Below are 22,702 nucleotides of genomic sequence, written 5' to 3' on the forward strand. Positions count from 1 at the left end.
ACTTTTGTTGTAAGCTTATTCATTTTAGATTTTATGGTTTCTTCTGTGCTTTTGTTATCGATCAATATTCTTGCTCAAGAATATCATCACTTATACTTGCTATTTTTCCCTTTGTTTATAATTTTAGCAGGAATTTCAAAGTGATTCTAGCATAAACATCAGAATTATCTTTCCTTCTTGCTTAGAGTCTTTGTTTTGTATTACGTGGGCATTAAACGATTCAAAAAGGTTCTGTTGCTCTTTTTATCTCACTTTCTTGTTCGTATTTACTTTCCAATTCTGGCCTATTCTAATTTGAAAGGTTTTTCTTTGTTATGAATAAATGCGTTTATTGTTAGAATTATTGAGACTCTTGTAAATTATTTTCTTAATTCTCATTGGTGGTTTTCATAACAATGCGGAGATATTTTAGCAAAAAAACAAAAACCACCATGATTTGTAGTAAAGTTTGGTTTTTTAATCTTGTCGGTTAGCAATCAGCTCTTCAACAACTTGTGGTTCTGCAAGGGTTGAAATATCTCCAAGATTATCAAAATCGTTTTCAGCAATTTTTCGTAAAATACGTCTCATGATTTTTCCTGATCGCGTTTTAGGAAGCTGTGGAGCAAACTGAACTTTATCCAATATGGCAATGGAGCCTATTTCCTTTCTGACATGTTTTATAAGGTTGTTTTCCAATTCTTCACTTGGGGTTATTCCTTCCATGAGCGTAATAAAACTATAAATGCCTTGTCCTTTAATGGGATGAGGGTAACCCACAATAGCGGCTTCTGATACGGCAGGATGAGAAACAAGAGCTGATTCAATTTCAGCGGTTCCTAACCTATGTCCAGAGACATTGAGAATGTCATCAACCCGTCCTGTAATCCAGTAATAGCCATCACTATCACGTCTACAGCCATCACCTGAAAAATATTTTCCTTTATAGGGTGAAAAATAAGTTTGAATAAAGCGTTCATGATTCTTATAAAGCGTGCGCATTTGTCCGGGCCAAGAATCACTGATGCAAAGATAGCCTTCTGCTTCCCCTTCTAAAACATTGCCTTGTGTGTCAACAATTTGGGGTTGAACACCAAAAAAAGGACGTGTGGCTGATCCTGCTTTGAGCGGTATTGCACCGGGTAAAGGGGTAATCATATGTCCCCCTGTTTCTGTTTGCCACCATGTATCGAGAATTGGACAACGGTCATTTCCAACCGTATGATAAAACCATTCCCATGCCTCTGGGTTAATCGGTTCTCCCACAGTCCCCAAAAGACGCAAGGATGTTCTTTTTGAGCGTTCAACAAATGAATTTCCTGCTCCCATTAAAGACCGGATAGCTGTTGGGGCGGTATAAAGCGTATTGACTTGGTGTTTATCGACAATGTCCCAAAATCTTCCCTTATCAGGAAAGGTTGGGGTGCCTTCAAATATTAAAGTGGTCGCACCGTTGCATAAAGGTCCATAAACTAAGTAAGAATGACCTGTAATCCAGCCAATATCAGCTGTACACCAGTAAACTTCATCTGGATGATAATCAAAAACATATTGATGGGTCATTGATGCATAGACAAGATAACCTGCGGTGGTATGCAAAACACCCTTCGGTTTGCCGGTTGAGCCTGAAGTATAAAGAATAAAAAGCGGATCTTCAGCATTCATGGGTTCTACTGGACAGTCTGTTTTGGCATGCGTTATCTCTTCATGATACCAAAAGTCACGTCCTTCTACCCATTGAATGGGACCACAAGTTCGCCGTATAACCATGACTTGGTTTACATGCAGGTTTTCGCGCGCTGCTATCTCAATAGCATGATCAACAGTGTCCTTTAAGTTGATTTGTTTGCCACCACGCAAGCCTTGATCAGCAGTAATAATGAAGGTTGATTCACAGTCAACAAGGCGTCCTGCTATGGCTTCAGCAGAAAAGCCAGCAAAAATTACCGAATGAACAGCACCAATGCGAGCACAAGCGAGCATAGCATAGGCTGCTTCGGGAATCATGGGAAGATAAATGGTTACTTTATCGCCTTTCTTAATGCCATGGCTTTTCAAAAGATTGGCAAAACGACAGACATGTTCATAAAGTTCGTTATAGGTTATTTTTTTATCATGATAGGGGTTATCCCCTTCCCAAATGAGTGCAATGTGGTCGCCATGGGTTTTTAGGTGGCGATCAATACAATTATAGGAAACATTTGTTATCCCATCCTCGTACCATTGAATCGATACATCTCCATTAAAAGAAGTATTTTTTACTTTTGTAAAAGGTTTAAACCATTCAATGCGTTGACCATGTTTTGCCCAGAAACTTTCTGGATCATTGATGCTTTCTTGATACCATTTTTGATAAGTTTCTTCATCGAGCAAAGTATTTTTTTTAATACTATCGGATATTGGATAAATCTTTTCAGTCATGTTTCCCTCTTTATATTGTTGGGAAAATCTGCCTTTGTGTTTTTTTTATTGTTATATTTTTGGCAGCGTTTTCTCAAAAGCTTTTCATTGTGAGGTTAGATTAAAGGACAAAGATTGGAATAGTCAATTTTTAAAATCTAATGTGATCCTATTGAAGAAAGCTTTTATGCTCATTTAGGATGTGCAAATGCGGCTAAACCTATTGTCTTATAGCGTTTTTTTAAGCGTATAAAAAATGAGCGTTTTTTAATAGCTTTAAAAAAAGGGAGATGAAGATACTTTACCGGTTGTTGCTTTGAATATTTTTTCTCATTTCTGTTGCTTTTGGCTTGTTTGTAGAGTTTTCAATGGGAATTTGTACGGAGGGGGGAGGAATTTATATGAAGAGAAATGGTTTTATACAGGGCGGCTTCCAAATAAAGCAGAGCCGATGCGAAGCACATTCGAGCCAAATTGTAGAGCGGTTTTGAAGTCACTGGACATACCCATGGAAAGCTTTGGAAGACCGGCTTGTTTTGCCAACTTTGCTAACAGTGCAAAATAAGGACCGGGGTTTTCGTCGACAGGGGGGATAGCCATAAGACCGATAATAGCAAGCCCATAGGTGTTTTTGCATTGAGAAACAAAAGGAATGACTTCTTGTGGGGCAACACCACTTTTTTGCGGCTCTAAGCCAATGTTGACCTGAACATAGCAGGGCAGATGTTTTTGTTGTTTTTGCATTTCTTCTGCCAAAATTTTGGCTATTTTTTCACGATCAACCGTTTGAATGACATCAAAAATTTTAACAGCTTCAGCGGCTTTATTGGATTGTAGAGGTCCGATGAGATGAAGTTTAATATTTTCAAACTGTTGACGTAACCCAAGCCATTTTGTAGCTGCTTCTTGCACACGGTTTTCTGCAAATTGAGTGTGACCGGCTTGCAAAAGGGGATGTATATCAGCAGCAGAAACAGTTTTCGAAACAGCAATCAGTTCAATTTCTTCTACGGGACGTTGTATTTCTTGGCATGTTGCTGCAATGTCTTTTTTAAGGTTTTGCCATGCTTCAATGCTAGGGGCTTGGGGGATTATGTGTGTATTCATATTTTTATGCTTTGCCGTTTTTGTTTAATTTTTATTCAAGGGTTGGTTGTTTTTATAAAATACTTAGGGAAATATTTCATGAAAATGTTGACGATGAGGTTAATCCATGGTCAAGCATAATAAAACAAGTTTTTTGGTTCAGTTTTATTAAAAGAGTATAATGGGAATGACAGTCGAACATTATAAGTTAGGTGAGCGCTATAATCCACGGGCGAGAGAAAAAAAATGGCAAGAAATTTGGGATGAGAACAAAATTTTTCAGACTGTGGGGGAAGATGGTCGTGAAAAATATTATGTTTTAGAAATGTTTCCTTACCCTTCGGGGCGTATTCATATGGGGCATGTACGCAATTATGCCATGGGGGATGTGGTTGCGCGCTATAAACGCGCAAAGGGGTTTAATGTGCTTCATCCTATGGGCTGGGATGCTTTTGGTATGCCGGCTGAAAATGCAGCTTTGCAAAGTAAAGTGCACCCTAAAACTTGGACCTATGAAAATATTGCGGTGATGCGTGGGCAATTAAAGCAATTAGGGCTTTCTCTGGATTGGACACGTGAATTTGCAACCTGTGATGTGGACTATTACCACCGCCAACAAATGTTGTTTCTTGATTTCTATCAAAAGGGGTTGGTGGCACGTAAAGTGGCTAAGGTCAATTGGGATCCCGTTGATCATACTGTTTTGGCCAATGAACAGGTTGTTGATGGACGGGGGTGGCGTTCTGGGGCGTTGGTTGAACAACGGGAATTAACCCAGTGGTTTTTCAAAATTAGTGATTTTAGTGAAGATTTACTAGCAGGGCTTGAAGAACTGGATCAATGGCCAGAAAAAGTTCGCACGATGCAAAAAAATTGGATCGGGAAATCCCAAGGTTTGCTGATTCGTTGGGCTTTAAAGTCAACTGATGACGCTAGGAATTCTGATGATGCCAAGGATGCTGATGATATTTGTAAGGCATTTGACGAGGTTGTGTGTTATTCAACACGTCCTGATACCCTGTTTGGTGCTTCTTTTTTAGCACTGTCTGTTGATCATTCTATTGCTCAAGCTTTGGCAAAAAAAGACAAGGCATTAGAGGTTTTTATTGAGAGTTGTCGGAGCGGAGCAACAACAACAGCGGCACTTGAAACGGCTGAAAAGCAAGGATTTCTTACTCCTCTTGTGGCGGTTCATCCTTTTGATGTGGCGGTACATATTCCCGTTTATATCGCTAATTTTGTGCTGATGGATTATGGAACGGGGGTTGTTTTTGGTTGTCCAGCCCATGATCAGAGAGATTTCGATTTTGCGCGTAAATATGATCTTCCGATAAAACCAGTGGTTTTGCCTTTCGGGGTTGAAAAAGAAGATTTTGTCATTACTGAAACGCCTTATGTTGGTGATGGGGTGATGATTAACTCCCACTTTTTGGATGGTTTGACACCCCAACAAGCCTTTGAAGAAGCAGCCAAAAGGCTTGGAGAGCAAATGCTTAATGGGCAACCACAGGGAGAAAAAACGGTGCAATTTCGATTGCGTGATTGGGGAATTTCGCGTCAACGTTATTGGGGATGTCCCATTCCGGTGATCCATTGTACAACGTGTGGCGTTGTGCCTGTACCACGGGCTGATTTACCGGTTGTGTTGCCGGATGATGTGACTTTTGATCAACCGGGTAATCCTCTTGCGCGGCATGAAAGGTGGCAGAATGTTGCTTGTCCTTCCTGTGGAAAACCTGCCAAACGTGAAACCGATACCATGGATACATTTGTTGACTCTTCTTGGTATTATGCACGCTTTACCGCTCCTTTTGCTTCAGAACCTGTTGAGAAACAAGCAACGGCTGAATGGTTGCCTGTGCAACAATATATTGGTGGCATTGAACATGCCATTTTGCATCTTCTTTATGCGCGCTTTTTTATGCGTGCTATGAAATTGGTTGGTCATGTGAGTGTGGATGAGCCTTTTAAAGGGCTGTTTACCCAAGGGATGGTGGTGCATGAAACCTATCGCGATGATCAAGGGTGGGTTTCTCCAGCAGAAATTTCAATTGTTGAAAAAGATGGAAAGCGCAAGGCGTATAAATTAACTGATCAAAGTGAAGTGACGATTGGTTTGATTGAAAAAATGTCCAAATCAAAAAAGAATGTCGTTGATCCGGATGATATTATTGCCTCCTATGGCGCTGATACGGTGCGTTGGTTTGTGTTGTCAGATTCACCGCCTGAGCGAGATGTTATCTGGACAGAATCGGGTGTTGAAGGGGCGCATCGTTTTGTACAGCGTGTTTGGCGCCATGTGGCTTTGAGTGCTTCTGTTTTAAAGGATGTGGTCCCTTGTGCAGGACATCAGGGGGCGGCGTTGGAACTGTCAAAGGTTGCACATCGTACGCTCCATGCTGTCGAAGATGATTTAGAAAAATTTGCTTTTAATCGCGCTATTGCACGTCTTTATGAATTCTTGAATATTATGGCACCTTTGTTAAATAAGGTGGCAGATGTTGAGGATGAAATGAAAGCTTCTCTCCGTCAAGCTATGGATTTTTTCCTGGCCATGATTGCACCGATCATGCCGCATTTAGCTGAAGAATGCCATGCTGCTTTAGGAGAAAAAACTTTAATGTCTGCGCTTGCTTGGCCCATGTATGATCCCGCATTAATTGTTGAAGAAAACTATACTTTGCCGGTACAAATTAATGGTAAAAAACGTGGTGAGGTGAGGGTTGCAGCAACAGCGAGTGAAATGATGATTAAAGAAGCGGTTTTGGCTTTAGATTTCGTACAGACACAGCTGGGTGAAAAGCCTATGAAAAAAATCATTATTGTTCCACAAAGGATTGTGAATGTCGTTTTTTAAAAGTTTTCTGCTGGTGAGTGGTGCTGGTTTATTGACTCTTTTATATGGATGCAAAGTTGAACCACTCTACCGTCAAGAGTCGCAGAGTTTAAGGACCATGAATTCTGCTGCTTATCAAGATTCTCTTTCTGGTCATCCTTCTGAGCAAGTTTCTTTGGGGCTTTCAGAAAAGCTTGCCTCTATTATTGTGGAGGAGCCTTCGGATCGTTTTGGACAAATGGTGCGCAACCATCTCCTGTTTCTTTTGTATGGAAAGGGTGGCAAACCTTTAACTCCGGCTTATCGATTGGCATTGCAGATCTCTGTCTTTACAAGAGAATCAATGCAAATAGAGGTTGATTTTGAGAAGAAGAGAAAGGGACGACCTTCTGTTGGAACTGTTATGAGCAAAGCTTCCTATACCTTGCAGGATATGAAAAATAGGTCTGTTGCACAAGGAACAGCAATCATGAATGCATCTTTTGAACGGCTTCGTCAAGAATATGCAACGATGCAAGCAGAAGAAGATGCAAAAAAGCGTGTGGCAGAAGAGTTAGCAGAACAGATTTTTTTATTACTTGCAAAAGATCTTTCTCATAAAACGCTTAGCCATTAAGCAATATTTTGTCCTGTCTTTTTCCAATCATCGAGGAATATTTGCAATCCTTTATCGGTAAGAGGATGTTTGACCAATGCTTTTAAGATTGTGGGTGGAACTGTTGCAACGTCAGCACCGCTTAAGGCTGCTTCTTTGACATGATTAACGGTGCGGATTGAAGCGGCTAAGATTTGTGTTTTAAAGTTATAGTTATCATAAATTGTGCGAATTTCATGGAGGAGCTCACTGCCATTGATCCCGCAATCATCGAGTCTCCCGATAAAAGGTGAAACAAATGTTGCACCTGCTTTGGCAGCCAGTAAGGCTTGATTGGCAGAAAAACAAAGGGTGAGATTTGTCTTGAATCCTTCTGCTGTAAGGGCTTTACAAGCTTTTAATCCATCAAGTGTTAAAGGAAGCTTGATACAAATGTTGTCAGCAATCTTTGCTAAAACAGCTGCTTCTTTCATGATGTTTGCAAATTCTGTTGCGGCAACTTCAGCAGAAACAGGTCCGCTCACGAGAGAACAAATTTCTTTTGTCACTTCAAGAATATTACGTCCTGATTTGAGGATAAGAGAGGGATTGGTGGTCACACCATCAACAAGGCCTAAATTCTGTAATTCTCGTATTTCTTCAATATTGGCGCTGTCCACAAAAAATTTCATCTCTCACCTTTTCTCTTTGGCTTTTTTATTCAAAGCTTTTCACGTTTTATTTCACTGCTGTTATGCGCTATTGTTGAATATAAAAGCAAGAGCAAGAATTTAATATAAAGAATAAGAATGCTCTCGTGTTTATCATGCATCCGCTTTCTGTAAGGGAAGATCGCGTGTCAGTGAATGGATTTTTGTGTCATGCAATACAGTTATGTGTTTTACGCATGAAGTTTTTATGTTCAAAGAATTTATTTATAACGAAAAAATTCTCGTATTGAGCCGTTTTTATGACGATATGTAAAATAATTTATCTTTATAAATCAATCTATTGAGAATAAGTTGAGCGTTGAGCTGGAAAAAATAAAAATGTATATGTTGGGTATGAAGTCACATTATGGGATCGCTAAGGAGCGCAGTGATAATAGTAATAATGTTGTGTGGAATGCTTAATGGCGCTGGATTTTAATTGGCACAGAAGAATGGCGCTGTTTTTTTGTTATAAAGGTAATGGTGTATTAATTGTTGGTGTTTTGGTGATGGAATGCGTATTAAACGAGAATTCTTATGGGAAGTTTGTTGTGAAAGGGTGAGTGATTTAAATTGCGCAATGAATTTTATAAGAGTGTTTAAAGATTAAGGTGTAGACTTGTTGGTGTCCAAGAGGATCGTAGACAAGATGATCTTAGATAAGATTTGTCGCTGAAATCGAAAGAATAAGGGGGGTGGATTGGTTAAAGGGGTGAATTCAAACATGATAGAGGAAAAGGTGGTCTCAGTATTGGTTCCTCTTCCTGTTGCGCATGCTTATAGCTATAAAGTTCCGTCTTCTATGGAGGTAGAAATTGGTTCTTTTGTTCGGGTTCCGGTGATGGGGCGTGAGCTTTGCGGTTTTGTTGTGGATGTTGGAGAGGGGGCAACGGATGGACAACGGGCCGCTTTGGTGGCGCGCGAAAAATTACGCTCTCTTTTACATGTTTTTGATTGTCCCCCCTTAAAGGCAGAAATGATTGCATTTTTGCGGTTTGTTAGTCGTTATACAATGACGCCTTTTGGTCTTGTTGCACGATTGGTTTTGTCTGTACCGGCTGCTTTAGAGCCGGAAGCGCAGATGTTGGGATTGCGCTATTGTGGGGGAGAGGTGGAACGTCTCACACCAGCGCGGTCACGGGTTTTGGAATTGGTGCGTGGTGAGAAGATATGGACACGTTCTGGTCTTGCGCATGCGGCTGGAACTTCTGTTTCTGTGGTTGAAGGTTTAAAAGCGCTAGGAATTTTTGAAGATGTTAAGATTCCTGCTCCTGATCTTGTGGGCATGCCTGATCCTGATTTTTGTCCTCCTCAGTTGCAGGGTGTACAAAATGAAGCAGCAACATTGTTGCGGAAAGGTGTTTTATCTTCTCAATTTCAAGTTTTTCTGCTTGATGGTGTGACGGGTTCTGGAAAGACAGAAGTTTATTTTGAAGCGGTTGCGCAAGCCTTCAAAGGGGGGCGCCAAGTTTTAATTTTATTGCCAGAAATTGCTTTAACACAGCAATTTTTAGATCGTTTTTATGCACGTTTTGGAGCGGCAGCAGCAGAATGGCATTCCGATTTGACACCACGTCGTAGAGAACGTGTCTGGCGACAAGTTGCAGAAGGGCGGGTGCGTGTCGTTGCGGGGGCGCGTTCAGCGCTTTTTCTTCCCTTTCATGAACTGGGTCTGATTGTGGTTGATGAAGAACATGATAGCGCTTATAAACAAGAAGAGCGCATTTTTTATCATGCGCGTGATATGGCTGTTGCTCGTGGCTTTTTTGAGCATTTTCCTGTTATTTTATCTTCAGCAACACCGTCGATTGAAAGCCAAGCCAATGTTTTAAAAGGGCGTTACCAAAAGGTGCATTTACCTTCCCGTTTTAAAGAAGTCGCTCTTCCACAGTTGCGGGTCATTGATATGCGTCAAGGAGGGGTGCAAAAGGGGCGCTTTATTTCTTTTACCCTTGAAAAGGCTTTAAAACAAACGCTTGAGAAAGGTGAGCAGGCGCTGCTTTTTCTTAATCGCCGTGGCTATGCCCCTTTAACCTTGTGCCGTGTTTGTGGACATCGTTTTCATTGTAGCGATTGTTCAAGTTGGTTGGTCGAACATCGTGCGCAAGGGCAACTAAAATGTCATCATTGTGGCTATCATCAACCCATTCCAGAAGCCTGTCCTGAATGCGGAACATTAGACCATCTCGTGGCTTGTGGACCGGGGGTGGAAAGAATTGCAGAAGAAACACAAATGCTTTTTCCAAAAGCGCGATCATTGATTCTTTCCACAGATCTTAAAGGTGGCGTTGGGCAGTTGCGAAGCGAATTGCAAGCTATTGCCAATGGTGATGTCGATATTATTATTGGAACGCAGTTGGTCGCTAAAGGACATCATTTTCCAAAACTCTCTCTGGTGGGGGTTATTGATGCTGATCTTGGTCTTGCTAATGGCGATTTACGGGCAAGTGAACGGACTTTCCAGTTGCTTTCTCAAGTGACCGGAAGAGCAGGACGAGAAGGATTGGAAAGTTTAGGATTCTTGCAAACCTATCAACCCGATCATCCGGTTATAAAAGCTTTGCTTTCATGCCAACCAGAAGATTTTTATAGGCGTGAGATTGCAGCACGTCAGCATTATCATTTGCCCCCCTATGGGCGTCTTGCCTCTTTGATTGTGTCAGCCCAACAGCGTCAAGCTGCAGAACATTATGCACGGGCACTACGTCAAGCAGCACCACGGGAAAAAAATATCTCGGTTATGGGCCCCGCAGAGGCTCCTCTCGCTTTGGTTCGAGGGCGTTATCGTTTTCGGCTTTTACTCCAAGGGCCGCGCTCTTTTGATATACAAGGGTTTATTCGTGCCATGCTGAGCAATACCTCAAAAATGCCCAGTTCTGTCCGAGTTCAAATTGATATCGATCCGCAAAGCTTTTTTTAAAAATCAAGCTTCTCTCTCAAGTGACGGAAAGAGTAATGAATGTGGGATTGGAAAGTTTAGGATTATGGCAAACCTATCAACCCCAAATCTATCAACAGGGGTATCCGATCGTAAAAGCTTTGCTTTCATGTTAACCAGAAGACTTTTATACGCGTGGGATTGTATGGAGCACGTCAGCATTATCATTTGCTTCACGGGCATCTTGCCTCTTTGATTGTGGCTTCTAAGTTAGTAACGCCCAAGCCGCAGAGTATTATGCGTGTGCATTGCGTCAAGCTTGTGCAATGGAAAAAATATCTCGGTTATGGGATCCGCAGAGGCCCCTCCCTTATTAGAACAATATATTGATTTATTAAGAGTTTTTACTTTTTGCACGTTACAGACGGGGAGCTCGTGTGGCGTGAAACTATCCAAGAAAGGCATGTCTCCTATGAACCCTCTCAAGTATCAAGAGCTTTTCAATATTGAGACAGTGTGTGAAGGTGTTGGGTTGCTTCCACAGTCGCTTTTCGCTGAAGCTCTTGTGGAAGAAGGGTGATCTTTAAAGACAAACCGTTTTTAGGAGCGACAAAAGCGTTTGAAGCAAAATTAAAGAGTGTGAATTTTTTTCACAGAATGTCAAAAAGAGGTACAAAAAAAACCTTGGTGCCGGCGTGGGGATCTAAAAAAAATCCTTTTCAAAAATATTTTGAATATTTTATTTAAAATTTTTAAAAAGCAGTGATTTGTGGTGTTGCGAGTCGGCTATGTCTATGCTAGAAACCGAATGGTTTTTGTTCTAGGTTTTAAGAAGAAGATTCTTAAGATTGAGAATGTCTGTTTCATTATCATCTGATAACTATCAGAGAGTCGCTCAAGGGAAAGAGGCGGTATTTCGTGTCAGATTCATTTTCTCTCATACCGCTGCCGTTGGTAGATCAACGCTATGCGCAAGCGCTTTTTAATTGCGTTCAAGAAGCAGGAAACGTTGAAAAAGTTGAAAAGGCAGTGGAAGATTTTTTGCTTGTCTTAGAGCAAAATGAAGATTTAAAATACTTTGTGCTCAGTCCATTCTTTTCAGTAAAAGAGCAAATTAAGGTGATGCAATCTGTTTGTGAAAACATCAAATTTGCTGATAAAGAAGCAGGGCAGATTGTTGGTAACTTTTTACGTGTTATTGCAGCAAACCGTAGACTGAGTGCCGTATTTGGTATTTTACATGCTTTTCAGCGTTGTGTTGCACGTGCTCGTAAGCAAGTTACGGCACAAATTATTTCTGCGCGCCCACTGAATTCTCAACAAAAACAAGAGTTGTGTAAAACTTTGGAAGATGTCGTTGGGGGAAAAGTTTTGCTACACATCATTGTAGATCCAACAATTCTTGGTGGATTAGTCGTTCGTGTTGGGGCGTTTCAAATTGATACGTCTCTTCTAACAAAATTGTCTTCGCTTAAGCTTGCATTGAAAAAAGAGGTCAGCTGATGGATATTAGACCATCTGAAATTTCAAAAATTCTAAAAGAGCAAATCAAAAACTTTGACCAAAAGGCTGAGGTTTCAGAAATTGGTTGGGTTCTCTCTGTAGGGGATGGTATTGCTCGCGTTTATGGTTTGGATAATGTTCAAGCTGGGGAAATGGTTGCTTTTCCAAATGGTGTGCGCGGGATGGCACTCAATTTGGAAGTTGATAATGTCGGTGTGGTTATTTTTGGCTCAGATCGCGAGATTCGTGAAGGGGATTGTGTAAAGCGATTGGGCTCTATTGTCGATGTCCCTGTAGGACCAGCTTTGCTCGGCCGTGTGGTTGATGCCCTTGGAAATCCTATAGATGGGAAAGGACCTCTTAAGGCAACAGAGCGTCGTCGTGTTGACGTTAAGGCGCCAGGGATTATTCCGCGTCAGTCTGTGCATGAACCCATGTCGACCGGATTAAAAGCCATTGATGCCCTCATTCCTATTGGACGGGGACAGCGTGAATTGGTGATTGGTGACCGCCAAACAGGAAAAACAGCAATTTTGCTCGATACATTTTTAAACCAAAAACCTTTTCATGAAAAAGGGGCTGGACGAGAGCAGGACAAAGTTTATTGTATTTATGTGGCGATCGGTCAAAAACGTTCAACTGTAGCACAATTTGTTAAAGTTTTAGAAGAGCGTGGAGCATTGGAATATTCCATTATCGTTGCGGCGACCGCTTCTGATCCTGCGCCATTGCAATTTATTGCACCTCTTGCGGGATGTGCTATGGGTGAATATTTCCGCGATAATGGGCAACATGCTTTGATCGGTTATGATGACTTGTCAAAACAAGCGGTGGCTTATCGTCAAATGTCTCTTTTGCTGCGTCGTCCACCAGGGCGTGAAGCTTATCCAGGAGATGTTTTCTATCTGCATTCGCGTCTTTTAGAACGGGCTGCGAAGTTAAATGCGGAAAATGGATCGGGATCGTTGACGGCTTTGCCGGTCATTGAAACGCAAGCTAATGATGTTTCGGCTTATATTCCTACAAATGTGATTTCGATTACAGATGGGCAAATTTTCTTAGAAACCAATTTGTTTTATCAAGGAATTCGTCCTGCGGTGAATGTTGGTCTTTCTGTGTCGCGTGTTGGCTCGTCAGCACAAATTAAGGCGATGAAGCAGGTGGCCGGCTCGATTAAAGGTGAATTGGCACAATATCGTGAAATGGCAGCTTTTGCGCAATTCGGCTCTGATTTGGATGCATCAACGCAGCGTCTGTTGAATCGTGGAGCACGTTTGACAGAGCTTTTGAAACAGCCGCAATTTTCTCCACTCAAAACAGAAGAACAGGTGGTGGTTATTTTTGCCGGTGTGAATGGCTATCTTGATTCTCTTGCCGTTTCTGATGTTGCGCGGTTTGAGCAAGGGCTTTTGGTGCTTTTGCGAAGTGATTATCAAGATCTTTTGCAAGCGATTGCTGAGCAAAAGCAGATAACAGATGAGCTGAAAGATAAGTTGATCACTGTTCTTAATACTTATGCGAAAAATTTTTCGTGATGAATTGATGGAATGCTTGAATGGCCTCACTAAAGGATCTTAGAGACCGTATCGCTTCGGTTAAAGCAACACAGAAAATTACCAAAGCTATGCAAATGGTTGCAGCAGCAAGGTTGTCTCGTGCGCAGGAAGCGGCGCAATCAGCGCGCCCTTATGCGAAGAGGATGGCTGATATTTTAACCAGTGTTGCTGCGGATGTGGATGGTGTTGATGCCCCTGCTCTTATGCGTGGTACGGGGCGCGATGATGTTCACCTCTTGGTGGTGTGTACTGCTGAGCGTGGTTTGTGTGGTGCTTTTAATGTGCAGATCGCTCGTCGTGCTCGTGAGCAGATTAAAGCGTTGTTGGCCGCTGGTAAAATTGTGAAAATTATCACTGTAGGTAAGAAGGGTGCGGATATTTTGTCGCGCGATTACAAAAGTTTGATGATTGATCACATTGATTTACATGCTGTAAAGCGCGTTGGTTTTGCAGAGGCGGTGATGATTAGTCAGCGTATTGTTGATTTGTTCAATGAAGGCGCTTTTGATGTTTGTACGCTGTTTTATTCTGAATTTGTTTCCGTGATTAATCAGCGTCCAACAGCTTTTGGCTTGATCCCAATGGTGGCTCCAAAAGCAGCTGTTGAGGCAATCGATAGTGGAGAGCAAACAGAGACGAGCAGAGGTGCTCAATCAACAGGTTTTGAGACGATTGTGTATGAGTATGAGCCTGATGCTGCTTCTCTTTTAGAAGCGCTTGTGCCTCGCAATCTTTCAGTGCAAATCTTTCGGGCGTTACTCGAAAATGTTGCGGGTGAAATGGGGGCAAAGATGACGGCTATGGACAATGCATCGCGCAATGCGGGTGAAATGATTAATAAATTGACGGTGGCTTATAATCGTCAACGTCAGGCACAGATTACGACAGAATTAATCGAAATTATTGCGGGCGCTGAAGCGCTGTAAATGGAAAAGGTAAGGATTAATGGCAAAAGCAGTAACCTCAAGCAAAGGAGCAGAAAAAGGTGAAAAAAAGAAACCAGCTGCTCGTTCTAGCGTGAAAAAAGACGCTTCGAAATCTCAAGTGGATGTAACGACTTCCTCTGCGCCTGCGCATCGTGCCGCTAAAGAGACGTTGGCGAAAAAGGAACCGGTGAAAAAAGAAGAGAGTACAAAAGGCGCTGTTGGTGAGATCAAGCAGGTTATTGGTGCTGTCGTTGATGTGCAATTTGAAGGGGCATTGCCAAATATTCTCAATGCTTTGGAAACAGAGAATTTAGGTCATCGCTTGGTGTTAGAAGTTGCACAGCATTTGGGTGAAAATACCGTACGTACGATTGCAATGGACACCACTGATGGTCTGATGCGGGGCCAAAAGGTTGTGGATACAGGCGCACAAATTCGTGTTCCTGTAGGAGAAGCAACGTTGGGACGTATTATGAATGTGATTGGAGAGCCGGTGGATAATGTAGGGCCAATCCCTGCGACCAAAACACGTTCTATTCACCAAGAGGCACCTGAATATGTTGAACAGTCGACCGTTTCAGAGATTCTGGTTACGGGTATTAAGGTCGTGGATTTGTTAGCTCCTTATTCGAAAGGGGGTAAAATTGGCTTGTTTGGTGGTGCTGGTGTTGGAAAAACCGTTCTCATTATGGAGCTTATAAACAATATTGCAAAGGCACATGGTGGTTATTCTGTCTTTGCTGGTGTGGGAGAACGGACGCGTGAAGGGAATGATCTTTATTACGAAATGATCGAAAGCCGCGTGAATGTGAATCCAAAAGAGAATAATGGTTCAACAGAAGGGTCAAAATGTGCACTTGTTTACGGGCAAATGAATGAACCACCAGGAGCGCGTGCACGTGTTGCTCTTTCAGGCTTGACCATTGCAGAAAGTTTCCGTGATGAAGGACAAGATGTTCTCTTCTTTGTGGATAATATTTTCCGTTTCACACAAGCAGGGGCTGAGGTGTCTGCTCTTTTAGGACGTATTCCTTCTGCTGTGGGCTATCAGCCTACTTTGGCAACGGATATGGGGGCTTTGCAAGAACGTATTACCAGTACAAAAACAGGCTCTATTACTTCTGTTCAGGCCATTTATGTTCCGGCCGATGACTTGACAGATCCGGCGCCGGCAACATCTTTTGCTCATTTGGATGCAACGACTGTTCTTTCGCGTTCTATTGCCGAAAAGGGAATTTATCCAGCCGTGGATCCGCTTGATTCTTTCTCACGTATGTTGGATCCATTGATTGTGGGGGAAGAGCATTATACGGTTGCCTGTCAAGTGCAAACTATTTTGCAACGTTATAGAGCGCTTCAGGATATTATTGCTATTCTTGGAATGGATGAACTTTCTGAAGACGATAAATTGTTGGTAGGACGGGCGCGTAAAATTGAACGTTTCCTTTCGCAACCTTTCCATGTGGCGGAAGCCTTTACAGGTTCGCCAGGAAAACTTGTTCCTTTGGAAGACACAATAAAAGGCTTTAAAGGTCTTTGTGCAGGTGATTATGATGATTTGCCAGAGGCAGCTTTTTATATGGTTGGTTCAATTGATGAAGCTCTTGAAAAAGGAAAACGTCTCATGGCAGAGGCTTCTTAAATGAGAAGCTTCTTACTTGAGTTCTTACTTGAGGAAAAATTTGTCGTGAATATTTATCCTTAAATAAGGGCGAATTGTTAAAAAAGATAAGGTGTTAAAAAGGGCGGAGAGTCCTTCTATCGCGTACTGTGGAGACTGTTGTGGAAAACAATAGAGAAGAGCATTTTTTATTTGAGCTTGTATCGCCTGAAAAGATTGTGTTTTCAGAGCAGGTTGTGTCTGTTGTTCTTCCTTCAGCCTCAGGTTCTTTGACCGTTATGGCACATCATGCTCCATTGGTGGCAAGCATTGTGTTGGGGAGTGTTCGTGTTCACACTTCTGCAGGTGAAAAGCTCTTTGCTGTTTGCGGGGGTGTTGCCAATATTACCTTTTCGGGTTGTTCTTTATTGGTAGAGCGTGTTGTGGCTGTTGAGCATCTTTCTTTTGATGTCTTAGAACAGCAGATTTTGCAAGTTCAAGCGACATTAGAGGGGGGAGTGAGCGATGCGGATAATTCTAAAATCGAGACTTTTTTCCAGCAATTGTCAGCTGATGGTTCTGTATTGATAGAAGCGTAGCGAAAGTATATTAGGAAAAGGTGACATGAGCGGAAAAAAGAGTACGGTTGTGTCTGCTAAGAGAGGCGGAAAACCTTTTCCTCATCCTGGTCGTATTTTTGCGGGGCCTTTGCCGAAATGTTTTGTTTATATTTTTGCCTCTCTTATTTTGCAATGGGCTTATGGCTTAGGGGCTAATATTGTTCAGTCTAATATTGTCCATCTGACCGGTGACTTTCACGCAACTTTGGCCGAGACGACATGGTTGGTTGCCGCCTATATGGCACCAAATGTCAGTGTGGCGATTATGTTGATCAAAATCCGCTATCAATTTGGGTTGCGTGCTTTTGCTGAACTGTCAATCCTTGGCTTTGTTTTAGTTTGTGTATTGCAGCTTTTTGTGACCGATTTGCGTTCTGCGTTGATTATTCGCTTTTTTGCTGGGATTGCTGCTGCGCCTTTGGCTTCGCTTGCATTGCTTTATATGATGGAGGCTTTTGCGCCAGCAAAAAAGTTCACGGTTGGTCTTAGTTTGAATTATATGAATGCAGCTTTAGCGGCTCCTTTATCTCGTTTGATTTCACCTAATTTATTTGAAAATGGTGGTTTTTCTAGCCTTTCTGCTTTGGAAATGGGGCTGGTTCTCATCAGTTTGGTCTGTATCTATACTTTGCCTCTTACCCCTGTTGTTCGTAGCAAGGTTATTCAAAAGTTAGATTGGATAAGCTACGGTTTGATTGCTCTTGGTCTTGGTCTTAATGCCGTGATTATGTCTGTTGGCATATTGTATTGGTGGTATGAAGCACCATGGATTGGTTGGGGGTTCGCACTGGCTATTTTCTCGTTGGCTGTTGCTATTATGATTGAGCTTAATAGAGAAAAACCATTGATTGATTTGCGTTGGATTTTCAGTAAGGAAATGATTCAATCTGTTTTTATTTTATTGATTTTTCATGTTTTCTTATTGGAAAGATCCAATTTGCCCGTCGGTTTTTTTAATCTTTTCGGTTTGCTCAATCGTGAGATGGCTCCTATGTATCTTGCGGTAACGTTTGGGACTCTGTTAGGGGGGGCTGTTTGTGTGTTTTTTTTACGCGCAGGGCGTGAGGATTATTTTTATTTATTATCTTTGGGGTGCTTGGCACTTGGCGCTTATTTAGACAGTCGTGTCAATCATTTAACCCGTCCGCAAGACATGATGCTGAGCCAAGGGTTGGTGAGTTTTAGTTATGCACTTTTTTTGCCTCCTGCTCTTTGCAAGGGATTTGTGATAGCTGGAGAAAAAGGACCGCGTTACGTTTTGAGTTTTATTGCTGTTTTTTTGCTTACGCAAGTGACAGGAGGGCTGATGGGGTCGGCTTTTTTTGGCAGCCTGCAGGTTTATTTTGCTCATAAGAATTTTGAGTCTTTAACACAAAATATTGTTGTGACTGATCCGCTTATTTCTGGTGAGATGAATACTTTATTTTCACCTTCTTATGGTGCTTCTGTTCCTTATGGTTTGGGGAGTGAGCAAGGAACTTCTCTTTTGATAGAGAAATTTAAGTTAACAGCAAATATTTTTGCTTATGATGACGTTTTTCGGCTTTATTTTTATATTTCAATGGTTGTATTCGTTATTTTTCTTGTCACAATGGTTGTTAAGTCATGTTCTTTGAGGGCATTAGATAAAGTAGAGTAATGTTATGGAAGAGGGGTGCAAAAAATGATAAAAGCATTACGATCAAAAGCTACGGTTGTTGCATTCCTGTCAGGTATTACGGGTGTTTTGCTGATTTTGTGGGCTTGGAGACTTCCTCCTTTTGTGAGTAACATTCAAATAACAGATAATGCTTCCATTAAAGGTGATGTGACTTTAGTTAGTTCACAGATCTCTGGAGTGATCGCACGGATTTATGTGCAAGATTATCAACGCGTCGAAAAGGGAATGCTGCTCTTTGAGCTTGATGATTCTCTTTTTCGTCAGCAGCTTGCACGAGCACAGGCTGTTCTTGATTCAAAAAATGCAAAATTGGCCAGTATTGAGTTGCAAGCGCAGCTTTTGCAAGGTGAAATTAATACAGCAGAAGTCGAATTGGCGCGTTCTCGAGCGTTCTCCAATGTTGTTCCTGACAGTAAAAAGTTAGGCTTTGATGAGGCGACAAGTTCTGTTTCTCGTCCTGTTTCACAACTTTTGGCGGCGCTGGAAACAAAAAGACAATTGCAAAAACAATTAAATCTTGAACGGCAAAGTTTACAGTCAGAAGTTGCGGGCGCAAAGGTGGGGGTTGAGTTGGCAAAACTTAATCTCGATCATACAAAGATTTTATCGCCTCGAACAGGCTATATTGGATTGGTTGGTGCTAGGGTAGGGCAATATGTTATGCCGGGTACACAACTGCTTTCTGTCATTTCTGATGATATTTGGATTATTGCTAATTATAAAGAGACGCAACTTTCTCAGATGCGTGTGGGACAACCGGTTGTTTTTTCTGTTGATGCATTGAACAATAAAAAGTTAACAGGGCGCGTGGTTCGTTTTGCTCCAGCGACAGGTTCAGAGTTTTCATTGCTAAAAACGGATACGACAATTGGTAATTTTATCAAAATTGCGCAACGTATTTCAGTACGGATTGCTTTAGATCCCGGTCAAGAAGGGGTCGAAAAGCTCATTCCTGGGATGTCTGTGGTGACCTATGTGGATACTTCGCAGCGGGTTGATTCTGGAGGGTAAAATTTTGGGTTTTTTTAGTTTAATGTTTATACCATTTTCTTATAGTAAGTGGGTGTTCACTTTAGAAGATTTCGTTTGGTTTGTTATGGTCTATCTCTTAAAGCTTTTAAAACTCTCATTGGGCATGATGTAAAGGAATGTTTTTTTAATTTTTAGACTCATATCTTTCTAATCACTGCCATTTTTTTGAAATAACTTCAGCAGAAAGGGGGCGCGGGATGAATGGAAAACTGAAAGTTTTCTTGTCGTCTTTTACAACGCTGTCCTTTAAGCTGTGGTGATGTGAGGACAGTAGGTGAAACGACTCGATAAGAAATTGGGTGTTTAAAGACTGAGGGCTCAGAGGAATATTAAAGCAATATCGAGGACAGAGTTTTTTTGTTGCTTTTTACAATATCGTTCTTTGAGGCGTGGTGCTGTAAAGCGCATATGTGTGACAGAGGATATGTTGCTGCAAAGCTGGATGATAGACTGGTGGGATGAAAAATTTATTCTTTTTGGAGCGTAAAGTGAGGGGCAGAGTATCAAGTATTGTGCTTGATCAATGATAAAAAAAATGCCCGCTTCCAAAGCGGGCATTAACAGGGGAAGGTTGTTGGTGTTAGTAATTTTTGCGTATCAGTAAGACGCTGGCTAAAACTAGTCCCGCCGCTAGTGCAAGGGTTTTTTTAGGATTTTCTCTCGCTTTTTTCTTTAATTCTGTTGCATGTTCGTTGAGGTGATAAAGCGCGTGGCGCCCTTTTTGTTTCCACGTGTTAAACAGTTCAGAAATGTTTTCAAAGTCATCATTTTGAGAACTCCAATGATTGACGGGGACCAGTTCTTTTTTTACCAGCTCTTTTTTTAATTGTGCGATACGTTTTTTTATTTTAGCATTTTTGGCGTTGGTTGAAAATAGACACATCTGTTGACTCCTTCATGTGTTAAATTGTTGCATGATCGTTGGAATTTGTGTTTGGGGTTTTGCTATAACGGCTTAAAAATTGAAAGGTTGCATGGATCATCTGATTGGGGGGATGCGGCTTTGGGGGTAAGATGAAAATTTAAGCGTTTGGGTTTAATGAGAGGTGTCTGTTGATGGGCGTGCATTCATTTCATGATGGCGATTTATGAAGGGTTTAAGGTAAAATATCCTGTAAAGAATAATCCTTCGTGAAGGGTATAACGCTCGTTTTACATCCTCTCTTTGATTTCATAAAAGGTGTAGAACTTATGCCTTTATTTTTGTTTTTTTCGTATTGTGATAGTCTTTAGAGACGGCTTATCAAGTGTTTTTACCTTTTTAGTTTTTTTGCATGGTGGCTTTTAGGTATGTAAGGGGCATGTCTTTGATTGATGATGAACAGGTTTGAAATGAGAGAATCTTACGATGTCTAGGTTTTCCGTTCAAATTTGTAAAAAATAGATTATTATAAATCAATATGTTGACTTAATTGGACGGTATCTTTCGTATATTTTTTTAAATTATGCTTTGATAAGCGTTCTTGGTTGTGTTGTAAAATATTGTTCTGCGATGATGTTGATGTAAGGCATAGATATGCAACTTAAATATAGCGTATTGTCTTTGTTTGAGTTTAGTTTCTTTTTTAAGCAATAAAGGGTAAAAGTATGAACTGGGATAGGAGTGGTAGGGTTTATCTGGGGCATTGGTGAAATGGATCTCGCTTATGGACTGAATTGCATAAGGGGTTGACAGGTGGAACTTAAAGGGATCTCTTAAGATTGGTGGGGGTATCATTTTCGTCCTTTGATGTGTGGAGGAAGTCGATATCAATGGTGATTAAAAGCACAGATTTTAAAAATTTGAGGACTTGATGAGCACGACCTATTCTTTATCGAAACCCCTTGAGCGTCGTCGCTCTGTTGCTGTGGCTGTTGGTGATGTGATGGTTGGGGGACAAAACCCGATTGTTGTACAGTCAATGACCAATACTGATACCGCTGATATTGATGCAACCGTTGCGCAAGTAGCTGCTCTATGGCAGGCCGGTTCACAATTGGTGCGGATTACGGTTGATCGCACTGAAGCAGCGGCGGCTGTCCCAAAAATACGGGAGCGATTGGAGCGGTTGGGATTTTTTGTTCCATTGGTTGGGGATTTTCATTATATTGGTCATAAGCTTTTATCAGAGCATCCTGCGTGTGCTGAGGCACTTGCAAAATATCGAATCAATCCTGGAAATGTTGGTTTTGGTGCTAAAAAAGATCGTCAATTCGCAGAAATTATTGAGATTGCTTGTCGGTATCATAAATCTATTCGCATTGGCGTGAATTGGGGCTCTCTTGATAATGCGTTATTAACAAAGCTTATGGATGAAAATGCGAAAAAAACAAATCCTTTATCGGTTGATGAAGTGATGCGAGAAACAATTGTTCAGTCGGCTTTGCTTTCAGCTTCTTTTGCGGAAGAGCTTGGGTTGGGGCGTGATAAGATTATTCTTTCTGCTAAAGTGAGTGACGTTCAAGATCTTATTGCTGTTTATATCTCTTTAGCAGAGCGTTGTGATTATGCCCTTCATTTGGGATTAACGGAAGCAGGAATGGGAACAAAGGGAATTGTTGCTTCTTCGGTCGCTTTAGGCATTTTATTACAGCAAGGGATTGGCGATACGATACGCATTTCTTTAACGCCAGAACCAGGTGGTGATCGGACACGAGAAGTAAAAGTAGGGCAAGAACTTTTGCAAGTGATGGGGTTTCGGCAATTTTTGCCTGTTGTTACGGCTTGTCCTGGATGTGGGCGTACAACCTCGACAGTGTTTCAGCAATTGGCACAAAAAATTGAAGCGGATTTACACAAAAATATGCCCGTTTGGCGTGAAAAATACCCTGGAGTTGAAAGTTTGAAGGTTGCTGTGATGGGATGTATCGTCAATGGACCGGGGGAATCAAAACATGCGGATATTGGAATTTCATTGCCTGGAGTAGGAGAAAGTCCAGCGGCGCCCGTTTTTATTGAAGGACAAAAGGTCAAAATTTTACGGGGCGACCATATTGCCGAAGAATTTGAAGCACTTTTGAGTGATTATATTCATACACGCTTTGGACAAGATGGAGAAAAACAATCGCACAAGGTTTAACAAAGGGGTAAAGAGACATCTTCCAAAGCGCACCCAAGCCTGTTTCACGATCCTGACTATGAAGGGGATAACGATAAAAACCATTGAATCCTTCTATCTTTATGCTTGTAAAGGAAAAGCCGGTACCATTGCACATTTTGCTAGCCTTTGAGTGTTGCAGACCAATCCTTGGTACTTAAGACAATTCATAAAAAGCTATTTTTCGTTCTTTCTTGAACAATTTTTACCCACATGCCTGCTCCGCTTATGATGTGCAAGCAAGTGATTTTGTTTGATCCAAGAT

General features: G+C 41.5%; 15 protein-coding genes. 11 read left to right on the forward strand and 4 right to left on the reverse strand.

The window, feature by feature from the left end:
• Nucleotides 1–456: 456 nt before the first annotated feature.
• Complete coding sequence (acs, locus tag AC6ER8_RS01035) at nucleotides 457–2,400, reverse strand: acetate--CoA ligase (RefSeq protein WP_497078613.1); 1,944 nt, start codon at nucleotides 2,398–2,400, stop codon at nucleotides 457–459.
• A gap of 396 nt (nucleotides 2,401–2,796) precedes the next feature.
• Complete coding sequence (locus AC6ER8_RS01040; protein ID WP_497078615.1) at nucleotides 2,797–3,486, reverse strand: YggS family pyridoxal phosphate-dependent enzyme; 690 nt, start codon at nucleotides 3,484–3,486, stop codon at nucleotides 2,797–2,799.
• A gap of 166 nt (nucleotides 3,487–3,652) precedes the next feature.
• Here AC6ER8_RS01040 and leuS point away from each other — a divergent pair, with 166 nt between their 5' ends.
• Both leuS and AC6ER8_RS01050 read left to right on the forward strand, forming a co-directional pair.
• Complete coding sequence (gene leuS / locus AC6ER8_RS01045; RefSeq protein ID WP_497079701.1) at nucleotides 3,653–6,322, forward strand: leucine--tRNA ligase; 2,670 nt, start codon at nucleotides 3,653–3,655, stop codon at nucleotides 6,320–6,322.
• Nucleotides 6,309–6,917: a hypothetical protein gene (locus tag AC6ER8_RS01050; protein WP_497078617.1), complete on the forward strand. Its 609-nt coding sequence runs from the start codon at nucleotides 6,309–6,311 to the stop codon at nucleotides 6,915–6,917. Before leuS ends, AC6ER8_RS01050 begins: the two co-directional genes overlap by 14 nt.
• On the opposite strand, the gene fsa is transcribed toward AC6ER8_RS01050, so the two are convergent.
• Nucleotides 6,914–7,567, reverse strand: a complete 654-nt coding sequence (gene fsa / locus AC6ER8_RS01055; protein WP_497078619.1) for a fructose-6-phosphate aldolase — start codon at nucleotides 7,565–7,567, stop codon at nucleotides 6,914–6,916. The genes AC6ER8_RS01050 and fsa overlap by 4 nt on opposite strands.
• A gap of 742 nt (nucleotides 7,568–8,309) precedes the next feature.
• On the opposite strand from fsa, the gene AC6ER8_RS01060 reads away from it, so the two are divergent.
• The 8 genes from AC6ER8_RS01060 to AC6ER8_RS01095 all read left to right on the forward strand — a co-directional run bounded on the left by AC6ER8_RS01060 (nucleotide 8,310) and on the right by AC6ER8_RS01095 (nucleotide 19,339).
• Nucleotides 8,310–10,505 carry a primosomal protein N' gene (locus AC6ER8_RS01060; RefSeq protein WP_497078620.1) on the forward strand — a complete coding sequence of 732 codons (2,196 nt, stop codon included), beginning with the start codon at nucleotides 8,310–8,312 and terminating at the stop codon, nucleotides 10,503–10,505.
• 876 nt (nucleotides 10,506–11,381) lie between these two features.
• On the forward strand, nucleotides 11,382–11,966 hold the full coding sequence (atpH, locus tag AC6ER8_RS01065; RefSeq protein ID WP_497078622.1) for an ATP synthase F1 subunit delta: 585 nt from the start codon (nucleotides 11,382–11,384) through the stop codon (nucleotides 11,964–11,966).
• On the forward strand, nucleotides 11,966–13,501 hold the full coding sequence (gene atpA, locus AC6ER8_RS01070; protein WP_497078624.1) for a F0F1 ATP synthase subunit alpha: 1,536 nt from the start codon (nucleotides 11,966–11,968) through the stop codon (nucleotides 13,499–13,501). Before atpH ends, atpA begins: the two co-directional genes overlap by 1 nt.
• Nucleotides 13,502–13,521: 20 nt before the next feature.
• Nucleotides 13,522–14,448 carry a F0F1 ATP synthase subunit gamma gene (locus tag AC6ER8_RS01075; protein ID WP_497078626.1) on the forward strand — a complete coding sequence of 309 codons (927 nt, stop codon included), beginning with the start codon at nucleotides 13,522–13,524 and terminating at the stop codon, nucleotides 14,446–14,448.
• Nucleotides 14,449–14,467: 19 nt separating this feature from the next.
• On the forward strand, nucleotides 14,468–16,090 hold the full coding sequence (gene atpD / locus AC6ER8_RS01080) for a F0F1 ATP synthase subunit beta (RefSeq protein WP_497078628.1): 1,623 nt from the start codon (nucleotides 14,468–14,470) through the stop codon (nucleotides 16,088–16,090).
• Between the two features lie 140 nt (nucleotides 16,091–16,230).
• A complete protein-coding gene (gene atpC, locus AC6ER8_RS01085; protein WP_497078630.1) occupies nucleotides 16,231–16,647 on the forward strand; it encodes an ATP synthase F1 subunit epsilon in 417 nt (138 codons plus the stop codon).
• A 25-nt stretch (nucleotides 16,648–16,672) separates the two neighbouring features.
• The gene (locus tag AC6ER8_RS01090) at nucleotides 16,673–18,307 is read left to right on the forward strand and encodes an MFS transporter (protein WP_497078632.1); all 1,635 of its coding nucleotides are present in this window, start codon (nucleotides 16,673–16,675) and stop codon (nucleotides 18,305–18,307) included.
• A 24-nt stretch (nucleotides 18,308–18,331) separates the two neighbouring features.
• Nucleotides 18,332–19,339: an HlyD family secretion protein gene (locus tag AC6ER8_RS01095; protein ID WP_497078634.1), complete on the forward strand. Its 1,008-nt coding sequence runs from the start codon at nucleotides 18,332–18,334 to the stop codon at nucleotides 19,337–19,339.
• A gap of 601 nt (nucleotides 19,340–19,940) precedes the next feature.
• On the opposite strand, the gene AC6ER8_RS01100 is transcribed toward AC6ER8_RS01095, so the two are convergent.
• Complete coding sequence (locus tag AC6ER8_RS01100; RefSeq protein WP_497078636.1) at nucleotides 19,941–20,243, reverse strand: hypothetical protein; 303 nt, start codon at nucleotides 20,241–20,243, stop codon at nucleotides 19,941–19,943.
• A 910-nt stretch (nucleotides 20,244–21,153) separates the two neighbouring features.
• Here AC6ER8_RS01100 and ispG point away from each other — a divergent pair.
• Nucleotides 21,154–22,419 carry a flavodoxin-dependent (E)-4-hydroxy-3-methylbut-2-enyl-diphosphate synthase gene (ispG, locus tag AC6ER8_RS01105; protein ID WP_497078638.1) on the forward strand — a complete coding sequence of 422 codons (1,266 nt, stop codon included), beginning with the start codon at nucleotides 21,154–21,156 and terminating at the stop codon, nucleotides 22,417–22,419.
• Nucleotides 22,420–22,702 lie beyond the last annotated feature (283 nt).

The organism is Bartonella sp. SL320 (assembly GCF_059687635.1).